The 15,877-nt window shown below is 66.3% G+C and carries 17 protein-coding genes; 3 read left to right on the top strand and 14 right to left on the bottom strand.

Annotation, left to right across the window (positions count from 1 at the left end):
- Positions 1-112: 112 nt before the first annotated feature.
- The gene (locus KNW02_RS18720; RefSeq protein ID WP_348524786.1) at positions 113-787 is read left to right on the top strand and encodes a plasmid partitioning protein RepB C-terminal domain-containing protein; all 675 of its coding nucleotides are present in this window, start codon (positions 113-115) and stop codon (positions 785-787) included.
- Positions 788-1,114: 327 nt separating this feature from the next.
- On the opposite strand, the gene KNW02_RS18715 is transcribed toward KNW02_RS18720, so the two are convergent.
- The 7 genes from KNW02_RS18715 to KNW02_RS18685 form a co-directional block, all read right to left on the bottom strand.
- Complete coding sequence (locus KNW02_RS18715; protein ID WP_216034725.1) at positions 1,115-1,981, bottom strand: transglutaminase family protein; 867 nt, start codon at positions 1,979-1,981, stop codon at positions 1,115-1,117.
- 221 nt (positions 1,982-2,202) lie between these two features.
- Positions 2,203-2,511 (bottom strand): hypothetical protein, encoded by a 309-nt coding sequence (locus tag KNW02_RS18710; RefSeq protein ID WP_216034724.1) that lies wholly within the window; start codon positions 2,509-2,511, stop codon positions 2,203-2,205.
- Between the two features lie 55 nt (positions 2,512-2,566).
- A complete protein-coding gene (locus KNW02_RS18705) occupies positions 2,567-3,058 on the bottom strand; it encodes a hypothetical protein (RefSeq protein WP_216034723.1) in 492 nt (163 codons plus the stop codon).
- Between the two features lie 115 nt (positions 3,059-3,173).
- Entirely contained in the window at positions 3,174-4,016 is an 843-nt protein-coding gene (locus tag KNW02_RS18700; protein WP_431356774.1) for a transglutaminase-like domain-containing protein, read from the bottom strand.
- Between the two features lie 34 nt (positions 4,017-4,050).
- Entirely contained in the window at positions 4,051-4,860 is an 810-nt protein-coding gene (locus KNW02_RS18695) for a hypothetical protein (protein ID WP_216034722.1), read from the bottom strand.
- Positions 4,857-5,243, bottom strand: coding sequence for a hypothetical protein (locus KNW02_RS18690; RefSeq protein WP_216034721.1), 387 nt, complete (start codon positions 5,241-5,243; stop codon positions 4,857-4,859). The genes KNW02_RS18695 and KNW02_RS18690 overlap by 4 nt, the downstream gene beginning before the upstream one ends.
- 117 nt (positions 5,244-5,360) lie before the next feature.
- Positions 5,361-6,560 carry a DEAD/DEAH box helicase gene (locus tag KNW02_RS18685; protein WP_216034720.1) on the bottom strand — a complete coding sequence of 400 codons (1,200 nt, stop codon included), beginning with the start codon at positions 6,558-6,560 and terminating at the stop codon, positions 5,361-5,363.
- 457 nt (positions 6,561-7,017) lie between these two features.
- Here KNW02_RS18685 and KNW02_RS18680 point away from each other — a divergent pair, with 457 nt between their 5' ends.
- Positions 7,018-7,224: a cold-shock protein gene (locus tag KNW02_RS18680; protein WP_216034719.1), complete on the top strand. Its 207-nt coding sequence runs from the start codon at positions 7,018-7,020 to the stop codon at positions 7,222-7,224.
- Between the two features lie 427 nt (positions 7,225-7,651).
- On the top strand, positions 7,652-8,329 hold the full coding sequence (locus KNW02_RS18675) for a hypothetical protein (RefSeq protein ID WP_216034718.1): 678 nt from the start codon (positions 7,652-7,654) through the stop codon (positions 8,327-8,329).
- 32 nt (positions 8,330-8,361) lie between these two features.
- Here the strand turns inward: KNW02_RS18675 and KNW02_RS18670 are convergent, their stop codons facing one another.
- The 7 genes from KNW02_RS18670 to KNW02_RS18640 form a co-directional block, all read right to left on the bottom strand.
- Positions 8,362-8,622, bottom strand: a complete 261-nt coding sequence (locus KNW02_RS18670) for a hypothetical protein (protein ID WP_216034717.1) — start codon at positions 8,620-8,622, stop codon at positions 8,362-8,364.
- 135 nt (positions 8,623-8,757) lie between these two features.
- Positions 8,758-9,432, bottom strand: coding sequence for a YcbK family protein (locus tag KNW02_RS18665; protein ID WP_216034716.1), 675 nt, complete (start codon positions 9,430-9,432; stop codon positions 8,758-8,760).
- A 162-nt stretch (positions 9,433-9,594) separates the two neighbouring features.
- Complete coding sequence (locus KNW02_RS18660; RefSeq protein ID WP_252734091.1) at positions 9,595-9,879, bottom strand: DUF6127 family protein; 285 nt, start codon at positions 9,877-9,879, stop codon at positions 9,595-9,597.
- Between the two features lie 19 nt (positions 9,880-9,898).
- Complete coding sequence (locus KNW02_RS18655; RefSeq protein ID WP_216034715.1) at positions 9,899-10,975, bottom strand: DUF2793 domain-containing protein; 1,077 nt, start codon at positions 10,973-10,975, stop codon at positions 9,899-9,901.
- 10 nt (positions 10,976-10,985) lie between these two features.
- Positions 10,986-14,951: a baseplate multidomain protein megatron gene (locus tag KNW02_RS18650; RefSeq protein ID WP_216034714.1), complete on the bottom strand. Its 3,966-nt coding sequence runs from the start codon at positions 14,949-14,951 to the stop codon at positions 10,986-10,988.
- Between the two features lie 9 nt (positions 14,952-14,960).
- Positions 14,961-15,407, bottom strand: a complete 447-nt coding sequence (locus tag KNW02_RS18645) for an NlpC/P60 family protein (protein ID WP_216034713.1) — start codon at positions 15,405-15,407, stop codon at positions 14,961-14,963.
- On the bottom strand, positions 15,404-15,772 hold the full coding sequence (locus KNW02_RS18640; protein WP_431356773.1) for a phage BR0599 family protein: 369 nt from the start codon (positions 15,770-15,772) through the stop codon (positions 15,404-15,406). The genes KNW02_RS18645 and KNW02_RS18640 overlap by 4 nt, the downstream gene beginning before the upstream one ends.
- Between the last annotated feature and the right edge of the window lie 105 nt (positions 15,773-15,877).

The following is a 15,877-nucleotide window of genomic DNA, read 5'->3' as shown; positions in this document are numbered from 1 at the left end:
CGAGACGGCGAAAAAGAAACGAAAGGAGACATCTGCATTGACGCCAACATGACGCGCAGAACATAACAACCGGGTGGGTCAGATCTCGGTGACAATGCCGGGTCAATTCTCAGTGGCAATCAACAACGCAGGCGCTCAGGAGGTCGAATGCCTGGTCTCCACCGACGACGAGGCCTTCACCTACAACCGCCAGGTCAGCCGCCTGGCACCGATCCAGGAGCACAGGATGATCCGCAAGGCGATCGAGCGCGGCGTGCCAGAGGAGAAGATCGCCCTCGCGCTCGATCTCAACATGAGCAGCATCCGGCGCAAGGCGCGCCTGTTGGACGGCATCTGCGAGGAAGCCATTGCGATCCTAAAGGACAAGCCTTGCACAAATGCGGTGTTCGACGCGCTGCGCAAGATGAAGACCATGCGCCAGATCGAGGCGGCCGAACTGCTGGTCAACGCGAACAACTATTCGGTCGCCTATGTGAACGCGATCCTCGCGGGAACGCCGCAGGCGCAACTCGTTGAGTCCTCCAAGCCGAAGAAGGTCAAGGGCATCACACCTGAGGCGATGGCGCGCATGGAACAGGAACTCGCCCGTTTGCAGGAGGGCATAGCTTCGATCCAGGACACCTACGGTCAGGACCACCTGCATCTCACCGTGATCAAGGGCTACGTCGGCAAGCTGCTCGGGAACGCGCGGATCGTGCGCTATCTGGCGCAGAACCATCCCGAGTTCCTCGGTGAGTTCCAGACCATCACCCAAATCACGCCGGCCGAGGCCGCTGACGCCGAGTAGCGGACCGTTGGCATACGATGGGGACCCGGACCCGAAAAGCGCGGGGACCGCGGGAGACGCCGGACTGTGGGCCGGATCGAGCGCGGCGGTGGGGATGGCGGCGAACCCGCTCGGGGCCCACCAGGCCGGCTCGAGGTTTCGCCGGCCGCGCGGCCGCGCCTGCGGCTGCGTTCAATTCGGGGCGTGTCGGAGGCCGGGTCACTCCGGCACGCCCAAACTTCATCGCGCGTTCTTGTCGTTCGGACGTCAGGCTCCACGACCATGACCTTTGGCAGCAGTTCCAAGGCCGTCCCGCCCGGATAGAGGAGCGTGCGAGCTCCCGCCTATTCAGATCTCTCGGACATCCACTGTGACATCCATTGAAAGCAGATCGGTGGGTCTACCGTGGAAACTGCCGGACACCGGAGCAACCTGCTGGATCCTTCTCGCTACGGCCACGGGTATGAGATTACTGGATCCGACCGACCTGTTGGTCGGATCGAAGGGGATCCAGCCCGCTCCGGGAACGAAGACCTCGACCCATGCGTGTGTGGAACCGGCGTCCATCGATCCGATCTGATCTCCGGCGGGATTGAACAGGTATCCCGATACGAGCCTAGCCCCGAAGCCAAGCGTCCGGGTCGCCTCGGCAAACAGCACGGCGAAGTCCCGGCAGGATCCCCATCCCCTGTCGAGCGTCTCCAGCGGTCCCTGCGTGCCCTCCGTCTCCCGGCTCTGGTAGGAAATCTGGGCCGTGATGCCATTGCCGATATCTTTCAGCAGCGAAAGCGTATCCGTTGGCCGTGCCATGACAAAGCTCTCGACCCACCGCGACAGCCGGCCGGTTTCGTCCGCATATTGTGGCATGGCCAGGGCGCCGAGATCGGTCCAATCGTCCGGTGAATAAACGAAAGGGTACGAGGCCGCGGCGGCGGCTATCGGGAAGACCGGCCAGGTTGGAGCGCGCAGTTCCACATGTGCGCACGACCGGATCGATAGCATCGTGGTGTTGGTGTCGAACTGTGCCGTCGCAACCGCATTGCCTGCAACGTCGTGAGACCAATCGATGCGAGCTTCCGGGCTGATCTCGAGTTCGAAGGACGTCAGGATGAGATCCCGGGTCTCCCGTGGACGGAGCATCAGCCGGTGCGGTCCGAGAGGGACCTCAGCTCCATATTGATACTGTGTCGTGTGAGTAATCGTGACGGATGGCATCAGTCGGACCTATGACGATCGACCGCCCGAGCGCCGCCGACCCTGTCCGCTGCCCTCGTGAATTGCCGAGCGCCAGACGGCCGATCCCTTGCAACGGGAACATATCCGTTCACCGAATCCCTCGCTCCAGAAGGTTGACCTGCATCTCAGGCAGGCCCGCGCGGCAGCAACGTCGGCCGCTGCCTTGATTGACCCGAAATCGATCTCCGCAGACTTGATCGTCATTTCCGCTCCTCGCGCTTTTTCAATCGTTCCATGTCGCCAAGCGCGCGCTTGATGAGTTTCTGAATGCGTTCATCGCCAGCCTCGGGCGTCATCGCGTAACGGTCGAGAAGGAACCGCCATTTTTTCAGGACTTCGGCCCATGTCCACGCCGGCTCCGCGAGCATCTGATCTTCGAGGCTTTCGAGGTGAGGTTGCTGCGAGAGTGCAAGTGGTGGCTGGCCGTTCGCAGGGCGCCGTCGCATTTCCGACGCACGCTGTCCGGCAACGGACCTGCGGCCGTCGAGATTGATCGGGTCATCGGTCATTTCGGAATCCCGCCAATCCAACGGCGGACGGCGAACGATCCGCCCGACACGGCTGTCATTCTCCGATGCCCGGGCGCGCGCTTCCGGACCGTGGGCCGGAAACATCCGTAATTATCCCGCGGCGGGGCTCTCCCGTCTTGGACGGGTGGTCTTGCTCTGCCTGCCTTTGGTCGGACTGGGGAGAGTAGAGGGCGCGAAGGTCCTGTTCGGCCACGCCGTCGGCCTGCATGACAAGGCGGGTCATCGGATCGGCCAGCATCTCCTCGAGGAAGAAATCCGTCAGCGCCTTGCCGGTCAGCTTATCCTTGGCAACCGCGTGCTCCAGTTCGGCGAGCGGTACGGTGAGCGTTCGGCTAAGTCCGGGATGCGAGGCGCGCGGATGCAGCCGGACGAGCACGGACGACGTCCATGTGCCCGGTTCGATCCAGTCCACAGGTTCCAGCAGCTGGGTCTCGATCTCGTATTCTCCCGGCGGAAGGGTCTCGTTGAAGCTCGGAAGCTGGAACGGTCGCAGGAATACGGCGGTCGTCTTGATCGAATTGGTCATCTCGGTTCTCCAGGATGGTGACTTGGGATGCCATGACGGGAACACCGGCAGAGCGGCCGGCCTCGCGAGCCGACGACGAACGAACACTTCCGTCCTGCGATGGGACGCTACCGGTTCAATTCCGAGACACAGGCGCCGTCCCGGCTGGGTCATGTCTTGCGTCCCACGTCCAGACGTCGAACTGCGTCAGGGTACTCGGCCCGAAAGTCTGGGTCAGCGGCACATCCGCAGCATCCCGGCCGCGGGCGATCAGGATCCGTCCCATGCGTCTCGAGTTGTTGCGCGGATCGAACACCCACCAACGGCCATCGAGAAAGACCTCCATCCAGGCCGCGAAGTCGTCCGGGGCGTGGGGCTCGGGTTCGCCGAACTCGCTCAGATACCCGGTGCAATAGCGGGCCGGGATATTCATGCAACGGCACAACGCGATCGCCAGATGCGCAAAATCACGGCAAACCCCCTTCCGCCCGGCCAGCGATTGAGAGGCCGTGCGCGTCGCGTCAGCCTGCATGTAGTCGAACGAGACGGTTGTGTGCACAAAGTCGCAGATCGCCTGCACCCTCGACCAGCCTGGCGGAGTGCTCTCGAACAAGCGCCACGCTTCCTCGGACAAGATGTCTGTGTCGCAATAGCGGCTGCCAAGAAGATAGACGAGCGTCTCGGCGGGAAGATCCTGCACGGCCAGCTGTGCCGCATCCGGAGCGACAGGATCGGCCAATCCGCTATCCCGGAAGATTCCGTCGGTGGACAACGTGAAGACGCCGGCCGGCGCCACCATCCGCGTGCACCAGTTTCCGAACCCGTCGCGATAGCTTTCCAGCGGCACACTGGGCGAGGTCACCAGATAATCGGCGCGCTCCAGGTCGCCGAAGCGCGAGTAGTGCACGTTCAGCACCGCGATGATGGGTGTCGGTTGGGTCAGCCGGTATTTCAGACGGCACCCGATCCGCATCCGGATGCCGGGGGCGTCGCCGTGATCTGATCGGGGCGCTTTATCGTCCAAGAACGCACTCCCCATCTGCAAGTTGAAAGCCGCGATCGCAGCGCCATGTGTTTCCGGATCGATCGAGATGCGCGTTTGCCGGTAGGTCGATCGCGACACAGGCGGTGTCGACGGTCTCAAATCCCCGCTCACAGCGCCATCCCGGGCCGTAGGATGCCGGGTCCAGAAAGGCGTTCGCCGGAATCGCTACGGGATCGCAGCGGCCATCGATTTCAAAGAAGCCCCTTTCGCAGGCCCATTCGTCACCGTAGTCCGCATTGGTGAGATAGCCGTTCTCGGGGATTGCAATCGGAACGCAGGCGCTGGAACTGGCCGTGAAACCGCGTTCGCAGGTCCATCCGGAGCCTGAGGTGTCGTCGGTGAGATAGGCGTTGTCAGGCAGGACGATTTGAACGCAGGCCTCGCGATCTTGCCGGTACCCGCGATCGCACTGCCAGTCATAGCCGGAGGATCGCAGGAACGCATTGTCGGGCACCGGGATCGCTGCGCAGGAGGTCCCTCCCACTTCCTCGTACCCGCGCCGGCACGCCCAGCCCGAACCGTAGGACCGGCCGGTTGCATAAGCATTCTCCGGGATGTCGATGGCGACACACTCCTCGCCGGCCACCCGGTATCCGAGCGCGCAATTCCAACCGCCGCCATAATCTCGTGCCTCCGCATTCTCGGGCATCGATCCGGTGCCGTCTTGCGCAAGGACCGGAAACGCCAGGAAGGCGATCATGCTGGCCGCAACGATCACTGCCCCACCAAGGCCCGGCGTCGGGATCCGTGATCCGACAGTGGCGATGAAACCGCTCATCCCTCGTCCGCCGCAGCTTCCGGGGGCTCCGGCGACGCGTCGACGTCAAGCGAGGCCAGACAGGCCTGCGCGATGTCGCGGTCCGGTGCCTCGGCGCCGGGCACAGTCGCCCAGCCCGCCTCCATGAGCGCATTTCGGCGCTGGTAGGTCTGGGTGTCGCGGATAACCGCAAGCTTCGCTGCGCGGTCCGGATCGGCCTGCGCCAAGTCGAGGCAGACCGGCACCATGGCTGCGACGACGTCGTCATGGGACATCGCCATCGCCCTGTCATGCGCGGTTCCGCCCGTCACCCAGCCGCCCCAGGTGAAGCCGCCGATACCAACGACCGCGGCACCGATCACGGCCCCATAGATGCCGGGTTTGAGCCATTCGGGAGTGGTCATTGAAGTATCCTCCTGCGGAGAAAGCGCCGCCTCGCTGTGAAAGCTTGTCCGGGTCGCAGTCAGCTGCCGGTACAGCGCCGTCTCTGTCGTATGTCTCGCAATGCCCCTGGCCCGACCTCACGCAGCCATTCGATCCGAGCGGCCGGCCGAACGCGGACGCGTCCGCTTTTTCTTCTGCGACGCGCCGGTCACCGCATCCCAGGGACGGCCGCCGGCGATCTCGACAAGGGTGCCAAGCACCCTTTCGATGGCCTTGAGCTCGGCCACTTCATCGGAAGCGCAGAACGCAATCGCGCGCCCGCTGTGGCCGGCACGGGCCGTCCGCCCGATCCGGTGCACGTAGTTTTCGGGCACATTGGGCAGGTCGTAGTTGTAGACATGCCCCACGCCGGGGATGTCGATCCCGCGGGCCGCGACGTCCGTCGCCACGAGCACCCGCACCGATCCCGCCTTGAACGCGGCGATGGCCCGGTCCCGTTGTCCCTGGCTCTTGTTGCCGTGGATCGACGTCGCCGCGAATCCGGCGCGATCCAGATGCTTCATCAACCGCTCTGCACCATGCTTGGTACGCGAGAAGACAAGGGCCCGGTCGTCGCGGTGCCCGTCCAGCAATTCGATCAGCAGATCCTGCTTCTGGTCCTTGGGGACAAAATGCACCGAATGGGTGACCTTGTCCGCGACCTTACCCGGGGGCGACACCTCGATGCGGATCGGTTTGTCCAAGTACTGGCAGGACAGCTCTGCCATCGCCTGCGGCATCGTGGCGGAGAACATCATGGTCTGCCGGTCCGTGCTCAGCATCGGCGCGATCCGGCGCAGCGCATGGATGAAGCCGATGTCCAGCATCTGGTCGGCCTCGTCGAGAACGAGGAAGCGTGTCTGTCCGAGGTCGATGGACCTGCGATCCATCAGGTCAATCAGCCGACCCGGCGTAGCCACAAGGATGTCGGTGCCGCGGGCGAGCTTCTCGGCTTGCGCATTGATCGACTTGCCGCCGACGACGAGGGTGATGCGCAGATCCTTCGTCAGCCCCTGAAGGCTCTGGACGATCTGGCCCGCGAGTTCCCGGGTCGGTGCGAGAACCAAGCCACGGGCCGATCGCGGCGCTGGCCGTTCGGGCGTTTTCGACAGTGCCACGACCAGCGGAATACCAAAGGCGGCTGTCTTGCCGGTCCCGGTCTGGGCGATGCCTAGAATGTCGCGGCCTTGCAGCGCCTGCGGGATCGCCTGTTCCTGGATCGGGGTCGGCTTCGTCAGCCCCACGGCATCGAGCCGCGAGACCATGCGGGCATTGAGCCCAAGTTCGTTGAAAGTCATGTCAATCCTTTGCCGGGCCTCATGGCCGGCGTGACCGACGCGCGCAAACGTGCCCGGTCGGTTCGGGGTGCACTCGGTGCGAACACTCCGGCACCGAATTGTGCCCGGAGCCGCCTTGAGCGGCGTCCCCCCTTCGTGATGTGGGAAAACGGTGCGTCACGGCCGGGGGCGGAAGTGAACCCGCCTGCTCACGCGGCAGAGCGATAACGCAAGTTAAACATGGGAGGCCGTCGATGGCTTTTCAATGCCGCCCCATCAGCGGTCATCACCTATGAAGCAGTTTCGCGACGTCGAAAGACAATCCTTGTAAATCGCGTTGGTAAGGCGCATGTCGGTCGGGCGAGCGTTTTTCTCTGCGACCTCCTGCTTCCGTTCATCCGGCTTCAGTTGATCTCTCAGTCTGACTTTGCCGGGCTGCCGCATCCTGTGGGCAGCGTATGAACAGGAGACCACGGACATGGCCAATGGCACCGTGAAGTTTTTCAATACCCAAAAAGGCTTCGGCTTCATCGAGACCGAGACGGGCGGCAAGGACGTCTTCGTCCACATCTCCGCCGTCGAACGCGCCGGCCTGACCGGCCTTTCGGACGCCCAGAAGGTGACGTTCGAGGTCGAAACCGGCCGCGATGGCCGCGAAAGCGCGACCAATCTCGCGCTGGCGTGATCAATCTAGGGCCATGGGCGCATTCTGCGCCCATGGCCCGACTGTACGCCGGACCGAACGCGGTCAGGGTCGTGCAAGCACGAGATCCGTCGGCTCCCTCGACGGGAACCGCGGGAATGGGTTGGCTGGTCTTCACAGCCTGTCTTGCAGCCTGCGCCGCCCCGGTCTCGGGTATGCTTTTCAAACCCGGCGCGTGGTACGCCGCATTGTCTAAGCTTTGGTGGATGCCGCCAAACCGGGTGTTTTCCGGTCGTGTGGCTGATCCTCTAGACCAGCATGTCGGCAGCGGCCGGCCGCACAGCCGTCTCGCCCGAAGGCTCGATCCTCATCCCCTTTCGGCCGACAGAGACGCGATCCGCGCACCGTCTGATGTGGCTTCGGGGCACCGAAATCTCGTTTCCGCCCATCCAACCCAAGGAGTCAAAGCATGTCGACCCATGTTGCAAGCAAACGAGCCGATGCCGCCCAGGACCCGTTCAAGAAGGTGTCCAAGGCCAGGAAGTCCGCAGAGAAGCCGAAGGAAGCGACCGCCATCCTTCTTGGCGAACACAGCCGCTACCAGATCAAGTCGGGCTGGCTCGCGGGGACATTCGTCGCCCGAGCGTTTCCGAAGCCACCAACGACGGCGCGCGGCATGATCGCCGAGGCGACCGGCGCGACGGAAGAGGCCGCGATTTCAGCGCTTCACGAGGTCATCGACGCGCGGGAAGATCGAAGGACGGCAGAACGGCGCAGGGATCTGCAAAACGGCGTCGATGTTCCCAGCGTCGAGGAATATGTCGAAGCGGTCCGTCAAATCACCCTGTCCGGCCCGCAACGCGCCATGCTGACAGCCTTGTCTCTGGCTGACGAGGACGGCCTGACGGACGCGCGTATAGCCTACGCGGCGGGCTACAAGTCCGAGGCTTCCGCAAACAAATCCTTCGCGGCGACAGGCTTGCTGATCGCCGAATACCTTTCCGCTGGCTCTCAGGCTGACGACGCTCCGGGCACCCCGGAAGGCACCGCGCTCCTCGGTTTCAGAGGGATAACGGCGAGCGAGGAAGATACGGGTAACTGGATCTTGCACCCGGAACTCCGCCAAGCGGTGCGTCTGGCTCTGTAATCCAGACGGATCACAGCTTCACGAGCGCAGCCTTAGCAGGACGAGAAGATGATTCGCACCTGCTCCCGCATCACGGCATAGTCCACGAGCATGCCAACGACTGCCGATCCTTCCGGCAGCAGGGCCAACTCCTCTGCCGCCCGCACCTGAAACTCGCTGCTGTACTCGACGACCGGCGGACACGCCCCTGGCCCGCTACGGTCAGAACCGACCGTCGCGCAGCCGCTCAGCCAGATCGTCGCGAGAACGAGGACGGCGCACGGCAGCCTCCAGCATTCGGCGTTGTACGTCATTGTTCTTCTCCGATGTTTCGAGGCGTTCGGCGAGGCGTCCCGCTCGCTCCCCGGAGCGCCGAAGCGAAAGCAGGAACAGGAGCAGGGCCGCCCGCATCCATGGGCTCGTGGCGATCCCGGTGAGGAGCCCGCGGATCACCGCCGCCCCCGCTTCCAGTCATCGAGCCGAGCGTAGATCGTGACCGCGATCCCGCCGAGAGCCACGGCGATGAACACCCAGCGCAACGTGTCCAGATACGGCACGAGCGGCAGGATGGCGCTCTGGGTCTCGGTCAGGACGCTCTGCGCCACCTCGACCCCGGCTGCGCCCAGCGTCGCCGCTCCGGCAGCCCCGCCGCCCCTCATGGTGCGGCTGTCGGCCAGTACTTCGCGCGCAGGTGGGGTTTCAGCCGCGAAAGCCGTCTCCCGGACCGGGAAGCGCTCGCCCCACTGACGCGCCGGGCCGAGGTCGACATGGATGAACCCCGAGCGCGGGTAGAAGCCGAAGCCGAGGAACCCGACCTTCCGCGCCGCCGCCTCGAAGGCCGCGGGGTCGTGGTTCGCCATGGCGATATCGAAGGCGGCGCCGTCCAGATGCTTCGACCTCGTAGCGCCACCGACGGCGCGGTTGTGCTCGGGGCTGCGATAGGCCGAGCGGACGATCAGCGGCTTGCCCAGCCGGTCTCGGAGCGCCTGCAGCTTGTCGAGCGCCGGTTCGTTGATCAGCAACTTGCCGGTGCCCCGGCAGGCGATCTCGGCGGGCGCGAAGTTGGGCCAGCGCCAGCCGCTCTCGGGTACGTCGCGCCAATGGCGGTGGAAGGTCGTCGTCATGGGGGGTCCTCCGAGAACGAGTTTCCGGCCCCTCGTAGGGCTCGGTGCGTTCGCCGCTCGGGAAGGTCCACTGGACCTTCCCGTCTGCCTGACAGGCAGACCACGGCTCACCCCGCCACGAGGGCGGGTCATTGCGGGCTGATGAATGGGGATGCGGCGCGGCTAAGGACTTCCGCCGAAGATCTTGAGCTTGATTGCGATGCCGGCGAGCAGCGCCAGCATGACGCCGGTGGTGATCATGCGGACGGCGGTCTGCATGGCGGTGCGGCGCACCAGGCGAATGCAGTCGACGAGCGAGCGCAGATCGCGGATGTCGAGCGCGGCCTCGTCGCCGTCGAGGCCGACATCGGCGAGCGCGCGCTTCGCGCCTTCCGCCGCCCGGGTCAGGATTGCCTCGAACTCGGCGTCGGGCATGCGCACGAAGCCCTCGGATCTGGGTGGGTTCATCGGATCCTCCTTCCGCCGCTCAGCCGATCTTGCAGCCCCAGAATGACGTGTGGTCGGCGGCGAAGTAGCCGTCCGCGACCCGGAAATATCCCTGCAGCTCCACGGTATCGCCCGCGGTGAGCGGTACCATGGTCTGCAGCCAGATCGCGGTGGCGAGCGAGACGTGGGTGGCGGAGATTTCGCCGAGGGAGCCGCGGATTTCGGTCGTCGCGTTCAGCACGAGCCGCCCGCGCATGCGGGCCGTCGCGCTGGCATTGATCTTGTAGAGCAGCGTCGCGCCGAAGAGGTATGTGCCGTCCACGGGGGCGACAAAGTGGTTGTTCGCGGCGTCGAACGCGCCCTGATCGTTGGTGTCGGTGTTGTTCAGGCCGATCTTCGTCCAGGTTCCGACGCCGACGTAGTTGTCGTAGTTCGTGTACGCCTTGAAGCGCGGGAGCCGGGGCTGGTCGACGATGCCGGTAGCGTTGTCGACGCTGAGCCCATCGAAGAAGGTGCTGCCGTCGGCGGAGACTGCCAGCCGGAACCTGTCCGAGCCGAACAGGCCAACCAGCGCCTTGGTCACGAAGCCGGTCTGGAGGCTCAGACCGAGATCGTCGCCGGCCGCCTCCTTGTTCATGGTATAGAACAGATCGCCGGTGCCGCCCTCGGCGACGGTCTTCGCCGTCCAGAGCGCGGCGTTGAGCTTGGCCGAGAACGGGTTCGATGTGTCGGCTGTGGTGCCGAGCCCGAGCAGCGCCATGTTCTGCAACACGTCCGGGGTGGTTCCGATCCAGCCTGCACCATCGTAGACCAGCAGCAAGCCCTCGTCCTCGACCCAAGCCCGCCAGCCGGCGCGCGGCGGCAGGCGGAGCCAGGCGCCATCGGTCCAGAGCGCGACATTCAGGTCCCAGCCCGCCCAATCGCCAGTGGCGCCCGAGCCGACGATGTAGCGGTCGCCATCGGTGGGGCCGGCGGGCGGCGCGGTCAGATCTCTGTCGAGCACCGAGAGCTGGACGAGACCGTCGAGGATCCGCAGCGCCTCGTTGTGGGTGACGTGCTTCTGGGCCTGCGCCGCTAGGATGTAGGGCAGCAGGAGATGGGTGGTGGCGTCGGACATGGAATGGCCCTCAGAGTATCAGCGTGACGGTCTTGGGAGCGCCCCGCCCGACGAGGGCGGAGAGCTGGAAGATGCGGATGTCGAGCATGTCGCCGGGGCCGAGAAGCGTGCCCCAGTCGGCGGTCTGGTCTGCGGCGGTGTAGACCGCGCTGGTGGTGGCGGTGCTCAGCACCCGCTTCACTGTGGCGCCGTCGAGAATCTCGACCTCGTAGGCTTCGAGCTCCTCGGCAAGTGGCACCTCGAGCCCGCCCCAGCTGTCGGCGGAAAGAGCGCGGGACCGGCGCGTCCAGCGGATGGTGAGATCCCCGGGCGCACGCGGCTTGCGCCACGGCTGCTCGAGCTGGGCGACGGAGAACGGCCTCAGCCCGACGCCCGCAGGCGTGAAGGCCTGCGCCAAATAGGTCTCGTCGCTGACCGGGCGGCTGGCCGGGCCGATGCGCCAGTTCCACGGGATGCCAACGTCCGCCTCGGCGATGGGCAGCGAGGCGAGGCTGTCGTCGAGCACCACCACGCGCGCGCCGGCGGGCGCGGGATTGCCCATGGCCCCTTCCGTGCCACGCTGGCCGCGCAACAGCCGGGTCAGGCGATACCGGCCCGGCGCCAGCAGTTCCGCCGCGCCTGCCTGCACGATCTCCCAGACGCCTGGCGCGCTCTCGATGGCGAGCGCGTTCGCCCCGCCGAACAGGGTCAGGTCGGTGACGCTCTCCAGCGTGCCGGTCAGCAGATCGACCACCAGCGCATTGCCGATATCGAAGCGCGAGGTGGGCCCCGCGAAGAAGTCGGAGACCAGAGCCCCGATCCGGGCGCGACTGCCGAACGTGGTCAACAAGTCGAACCCATCGGTCGAGGGGCTGCGGAACACCGCCATCTCACCCGGCCAGGGAACCGCGTGCGCCGCGACCAGCGGCCGGTGCGCGGGCTGGTCCTCGGTCAGCTGTGGCAGGTCCATCAGCACCGCATCCGGCGCGCCGAAGACCACGGCGCGCGTCAGCGAGGCTGCGCGGGGATCGCCGGGCGGCAGGTCGTAGGTCGCGCGATCCCGGCGGACCGCCTCGATGCCGCGCGCCTCCGCGTCGGCGATGGAGACGAGCCGCAGATCGACCAGCCGCCCGTCATGCGCGAGCTGGATCGCGTCGGCCGGATCCAGCGCGAGGCGCGAGGGCGGCAGTCGGAACGCCGCCGTCTCGCGCCCCACCCACGCCTCCATCAACGCGCGGCGGCAGCGCCGCTCGGCCTCCTCGGGTGGCACGGCCATCGGGAAGGACTCCGATGCGATCCGGGTCGTGTCGACCGTGATGCGCCGCGCCTCGACGAGGGCCGCGTCGTAATCCTCGTCGGCACGGGCAATCTGCCATTTCAGCGCCTGCGGCAGTTCTGTCTCCTGGCCGCGCGTCAGTTCCAGCACGTCGCCTTCGCGGGTGGACACCAGATCGTCGGGCGCAAGGGTGACGACGGAGGCCCGGCCGCGCATCACGAAGCGGATCACTCCCTCGGTCTCGACCGCGTCGAAGCCGAAATGCCGCGACAGCGTTGTGATCGAAGCCCGCGGGCTTTCGAGCGCCGTGATGGCGTAGCCCTCGACCGCGCCCCAGAGGCCGGTGACGTCGATCCGGGACTCGGGCAACCCCGCACGCAGGCAGAGATGGCGGACCAGTGCGGCCACCGAAACCGCCCCGAGCCGCCCCGTCAGCCAGTGGCCGAGCCGCCAGTTCGCGCCGTCCGTCCAGACGTCGGTCAGCGCCGGGAAGAAGGGATAGGGCCGCGCGTCCCAGGTCCAGGCGGCGCATTCGGGCACGTGCACCATCCGGCCGCCATAGACGGACGAAACGGGGTTGTTTGTCGGGGTACTCCACCAGAGATACGTCGCCTCGAGATAGGCCCGCTGGATGGCGTCGTCGCGCCAGCCCCGCGAGAAATGCGGCGTGAAGCTCTCGGACGACTTCGGGTCGAAGAAGACGTTGGGCTGGTTGGTGCCCCGGTCTATGGCGGGACAGCCAAGCTCGGTGAACCAGATCGGCTTCGACTGCGGCGCCCACGCCGTCGGCGTGCCGCTCTCGACGCCTCCGGGACGGTCGTAGTGCGCGTTCGTCCACCAGGCGCGCAGGTCCTTGTAGCGGAACACCCACGGCTTGGCCGCCGCGCCATCCGTGATCGGCGTGCGGACCTGCGCGGAGCGGTCCGCCGCGCTAGCATAGAACCAGTCGAAACCTTCGCCGCCCGCGATGTTCCCCTGCAGGTAGGCCCGGTCGTAGATCGCGGGCCAGCCCTCGGCCGCGTCGGCATGTTCGAAGCCGTCGCGCCAGTCCGACAGCGGCATGTAGTTGTCGATCCCGATGAAATCGATCTCCGGATCGGCCCAGAGCGGGTCGAGATGGAAGTACACGTCGCCCGAACCGTCGCCCGGCTGGTGCCCGAAGTATTCCGACCAGTCGGCGGCATAGCCGATCTTCGTCCCAGACCCGAGGATTGAGCGGACATCCGCGAGCAGGTCCCGGTAGGCCTGCACCGCCGGATAGGTGCTGGCGCCCGAGCGGATCGTCGTCAGCCCCGGCATCTCGGTGCCGACGAGGAAGGCGTCCACCCCGCCCGCCGCCGCACAGAGATGGGCGTAGTGCAGCACCATGCGCCGCAGGCCCCAGTCGCCGGGCGTGCCGGTCCACGAAACCGTCTCGCCCGAGACGCTGAAGCTCGTGGACGTGGCCGCGCCGAAGAGCGCCGCGACCTGGCTCGCGGCTGTGGCGGTCTTGTCCACGGTCCCGGCGAACCCCGCAGCCGGGGAACAGGTGATCCGCCCCCGCCAGGGGAAGGCGGGCTGACCGATCTCGGCGGCGTTGTCGGAATACGGGTTCGGCAGCGTGTTGCCGGGCGGCACGTCGATCAGGATGAAGGGATAGAAGGTGACGCGCAGCCCGCGCGCCTTCATCTCCTGGATCGCCTGCACCACCGCGAAGTCGGACGGCGTGCCGCCATAGACCGGGCGGTCCTGGTCGTCGCGGCTGACGAGGAAGGCATTGGCGCGGCTGACACCGTTCACCGACCAGCTGGCGGGCGTGGTCGACTTGGCCGACACCTCGACGCCCGGCCGCACCTTGCAGGAGCCCGCGCGCAGGTCGTCGCCGAACCATGCGACGACGAGGCTGACGCTCTCGACCGCAGGCGCCATCGCCTGCAGCCGGTCCAGCGCCTCCACCATGTCGGTGGAGTCGGCCAGCGCGTTCAGGTTCTCAGGGATCTGCGCGCCGCCATCGGTCTTGCGGATGACTTGCGTGGCATAGGTGAACTCGCCCGAGGCCGGGATCATGGTGACGGCGCGGGTCAGCCCCTCGGCGGTATCGGGGTCGGCCAGCGGGCGGAAGACCTCGAACGAGAGCTGCGGCAGGCGGTTGCCATAGGTCGAGAGCGCCAGTTCCTCGAAGACCACATAGGCCGTGCCGCGATAGGCGGGCGTGCTGGCCGCGCCCATCTTCGCGGCGATGAACGGGTCCTGCGTTTGCGTCTCGTCGCCGGGATACCAGCGCCAGGTGACGCCGGAGAGGTCCATCGGCTTGCCGTCGGCCCAGATGCGGCCGATGCCGGTGATCGGGCCTTCGCAAAGCGCGACGGCGAAGCTGGCATAGTACAGATACTCGGTGGTCTTGACCTTGCCGCCCCCGCCGCCCTTGCCGCCGCCCTGCGTGGTGGTCTTCGTCTCCTCGCGGAAATCCGTCGCCCAGATGATATTGCCGCCCATCCGCATCCGGCCATAGAGCCGCGGGATGACCGCGCCCTCGGTGGCCGAGGTGATGCGCAGCGTGTCGAGCCGCGCGCCCTCGATGCGCTGGGTGGGCGCGAGCGAGGAGATGATCCAGCTGTCGACGACCGAGCCGATGCTGGAGCCGATGAAGCCGCCGATGGTCGCGGCGCTGACGCCGAGGATCGCGCCGCCGATGCTGCCGCCAATGGCGGCGCCTGCGGCACCGAGAACGAGGGTGGCCATGGTCGGGTCTCAGCGTTGCGGGAACAGGAAAGCGAAGGCGATGCGCCGCCGCCAGGATGGATTGAGCGGCTCCTCGATCACGCCGAGCCGCTCGTAGGCGTGGAGGAAGCTGTCGGGCGCGGTCAGGATCCCGACATGCTTGGCGATGGCGCGTGGCTTCATGCGGAACAGGACCAGCGCGCCGGGATCGGCCTCGGCGGGCAGCACCTCAATCAGCATTCGCCGCGCGCCCTCGGCCAGCACCTCGCGCGGGCCGGTCTCGCCCCAGTCGCGGCTGTAGGGCGGGATCGGGAATGGCTCGGCGCCGACGATCTCGCGCCAGATGCCCCGGGCGAGCCCGAGGCAATCGCAGCCGACACCGCGCAGGCTGGCCTGGTCGTGATACGGCGTGCCGAGCCAGGACCGCGCGATGGCGATGACGCGCGCCGGGTCGGCCGATGCGAGAGATTGCGTCACAGCACGCCACCCTCGTGCCCGCCATCCTTCGTGGCATAGCGCAGCACCGCGTCCTGGCCGGGGATGTGCGGGAAGCCCCGGAAGTTGGCGGTGTTGGCGAACTTAGCGCCACAGGTCTCCATGCGCTTGTCGCAGCCCGCACGGATGGTGAAAGTGTCACTCTCGGCGATGGACCGCACCGGCGCCTCAAGCAACGCCAGCACCGCGATGCCATCCGTGACGTCATGGCCCAGCACCTCAGTGCGCCGCCCCGCGTTTGCGCCGCTGGTCCAGTCCAGCGTACCGAAGGTGAACCAGCCGGAGGCGAATCCGCCGAGCCCCGAGGCGGTGAAGGCTCGGTCGCGCTGTTGATTGCCACTGAGAATTGACCCGGCATTGTCACCGAGATCTGACCCACCCGGTTGTTATGTTCTGCGCGTCATGTTGGCGTCAATGCAGATGTCTCCTTTCGTTTCTTTTTCGCCGTCTCG

Origin of the sequence: Paracoccus marinaquae (genome assembly GCF_018860165.1) — a bacterium.
In the GTDB taxonomy this organism is placed as follows: Bacteria; Pseudomonadota; Alphaproteobacteria; order Rhodobacterales; family Rhodobacteraceae; genus Paracoccus; species Paracoccus marinaquae.
The sequence above is the reverse complement of the archived record's forward strand: the minus strand, read 5'-3'. Positions and strand labels throughout refer to the sequence as shown.

What these genes read in the sequence shown, in the direction of transcription:
- KNW02_RS18665 (WP_216034716.1), bottom strand. Translation starts at nt 9,432, where the DNA reads ATGACGACGACCTTCCACCGCCATTGGCGCGACGTACCCGAGAGCGGC.
- KNW02_RS18660 (WP_252734091.1), bottom strand. Translation starts at nt 9,879, where the DNA reads ATGAACCCACCCAGATCCGAGGGCTTCGTGCGCATGCCCGACGCCGAG.
- KNW02_RS18685 (WP_216034720.1), bottom strand. Translation starts at nt 6,560, where the DNA reads ATGACTTTCAACGAACTTGGGCTCAATGCCCGCATGGTCTCGCGGCTC.
- KNW02_RS18705 (WP_216034723.1), bottom strand. Translation starts at nt 3,058, where the DNA reads ATGACCAATTCGATCAAGACGACCGCCGTATTCCTGCGACCGTTCCAG.
- KNW02_RS18650 (WP_216034714.1), bottom strand. Translation starts at nt 14,951, where the DNA reads ATGGCCACCCTCGTTCTCGGTGCCGCAGGCGCCGCCATTGGCGGCAGC.
- KNW02_RS18655 (WP_216034715.1), bottom strand. Translation starts at nt 10,975, where the DNA reads ATGTCCGACGCCACCACCCATCTCCTGCTGCCCTACATCCTAGCGGCG.
- KNW02_RS18670 (WP_216034717.1), bottom strand. Translation starts at nt 8,622, where the DNA reads ATGACGTACAACGCCGAATGCTGGAGGCTGCCGTGCGCCGTCCTCGTT.
- KNW02_RS18690 (WP_216034721.1), bottom strand. Translation starts at nt 5,243, where the DNA reads ATGACCACTCCCGAATGGCTCAAACCCGGCATCTATGGGGCCGTGATC.
- KNW02_RS18680 (WP_216034719.1), top strand. Translation starts at nt 7,018, where the DNA reads ATGGCCAATGGCACCGTGAAGTTTTTCAATACCCAAAAAGGCTTCGGC.
- KNW02_RS18710 (WP_216034724.1), bottom strand. Translation starts at nt 2,511, where the DNA reads ATGACCGATGACCCGATCAATCTCGACGGCCGCAGGTCCGTTGCCGGA.
- KNW02_RS18695 (WP_216034722.1), bottom strand. Translation starts at nt 4,860, where the DNA reads ATGAGCGGTTTCATCGCCACTGTCGGATCACGGATCCCGACGCCGGGC.
- KNW02_RS18675 (WP_216034718.1), top strand. Translation starts at nt 7,652, where the DNA reads ATGTCGACCCATGTTGCAAGCAAACGAGCCGATGCCGCCCAGGACCCG.
- KNW02_RS18715 (WP_216034725.1), bottom strand. Translation starts at nt 1,981, where the DNA reads ATGCCATCCGTCACGATTACTCACACGACACAGTATCAATATGGAGCT.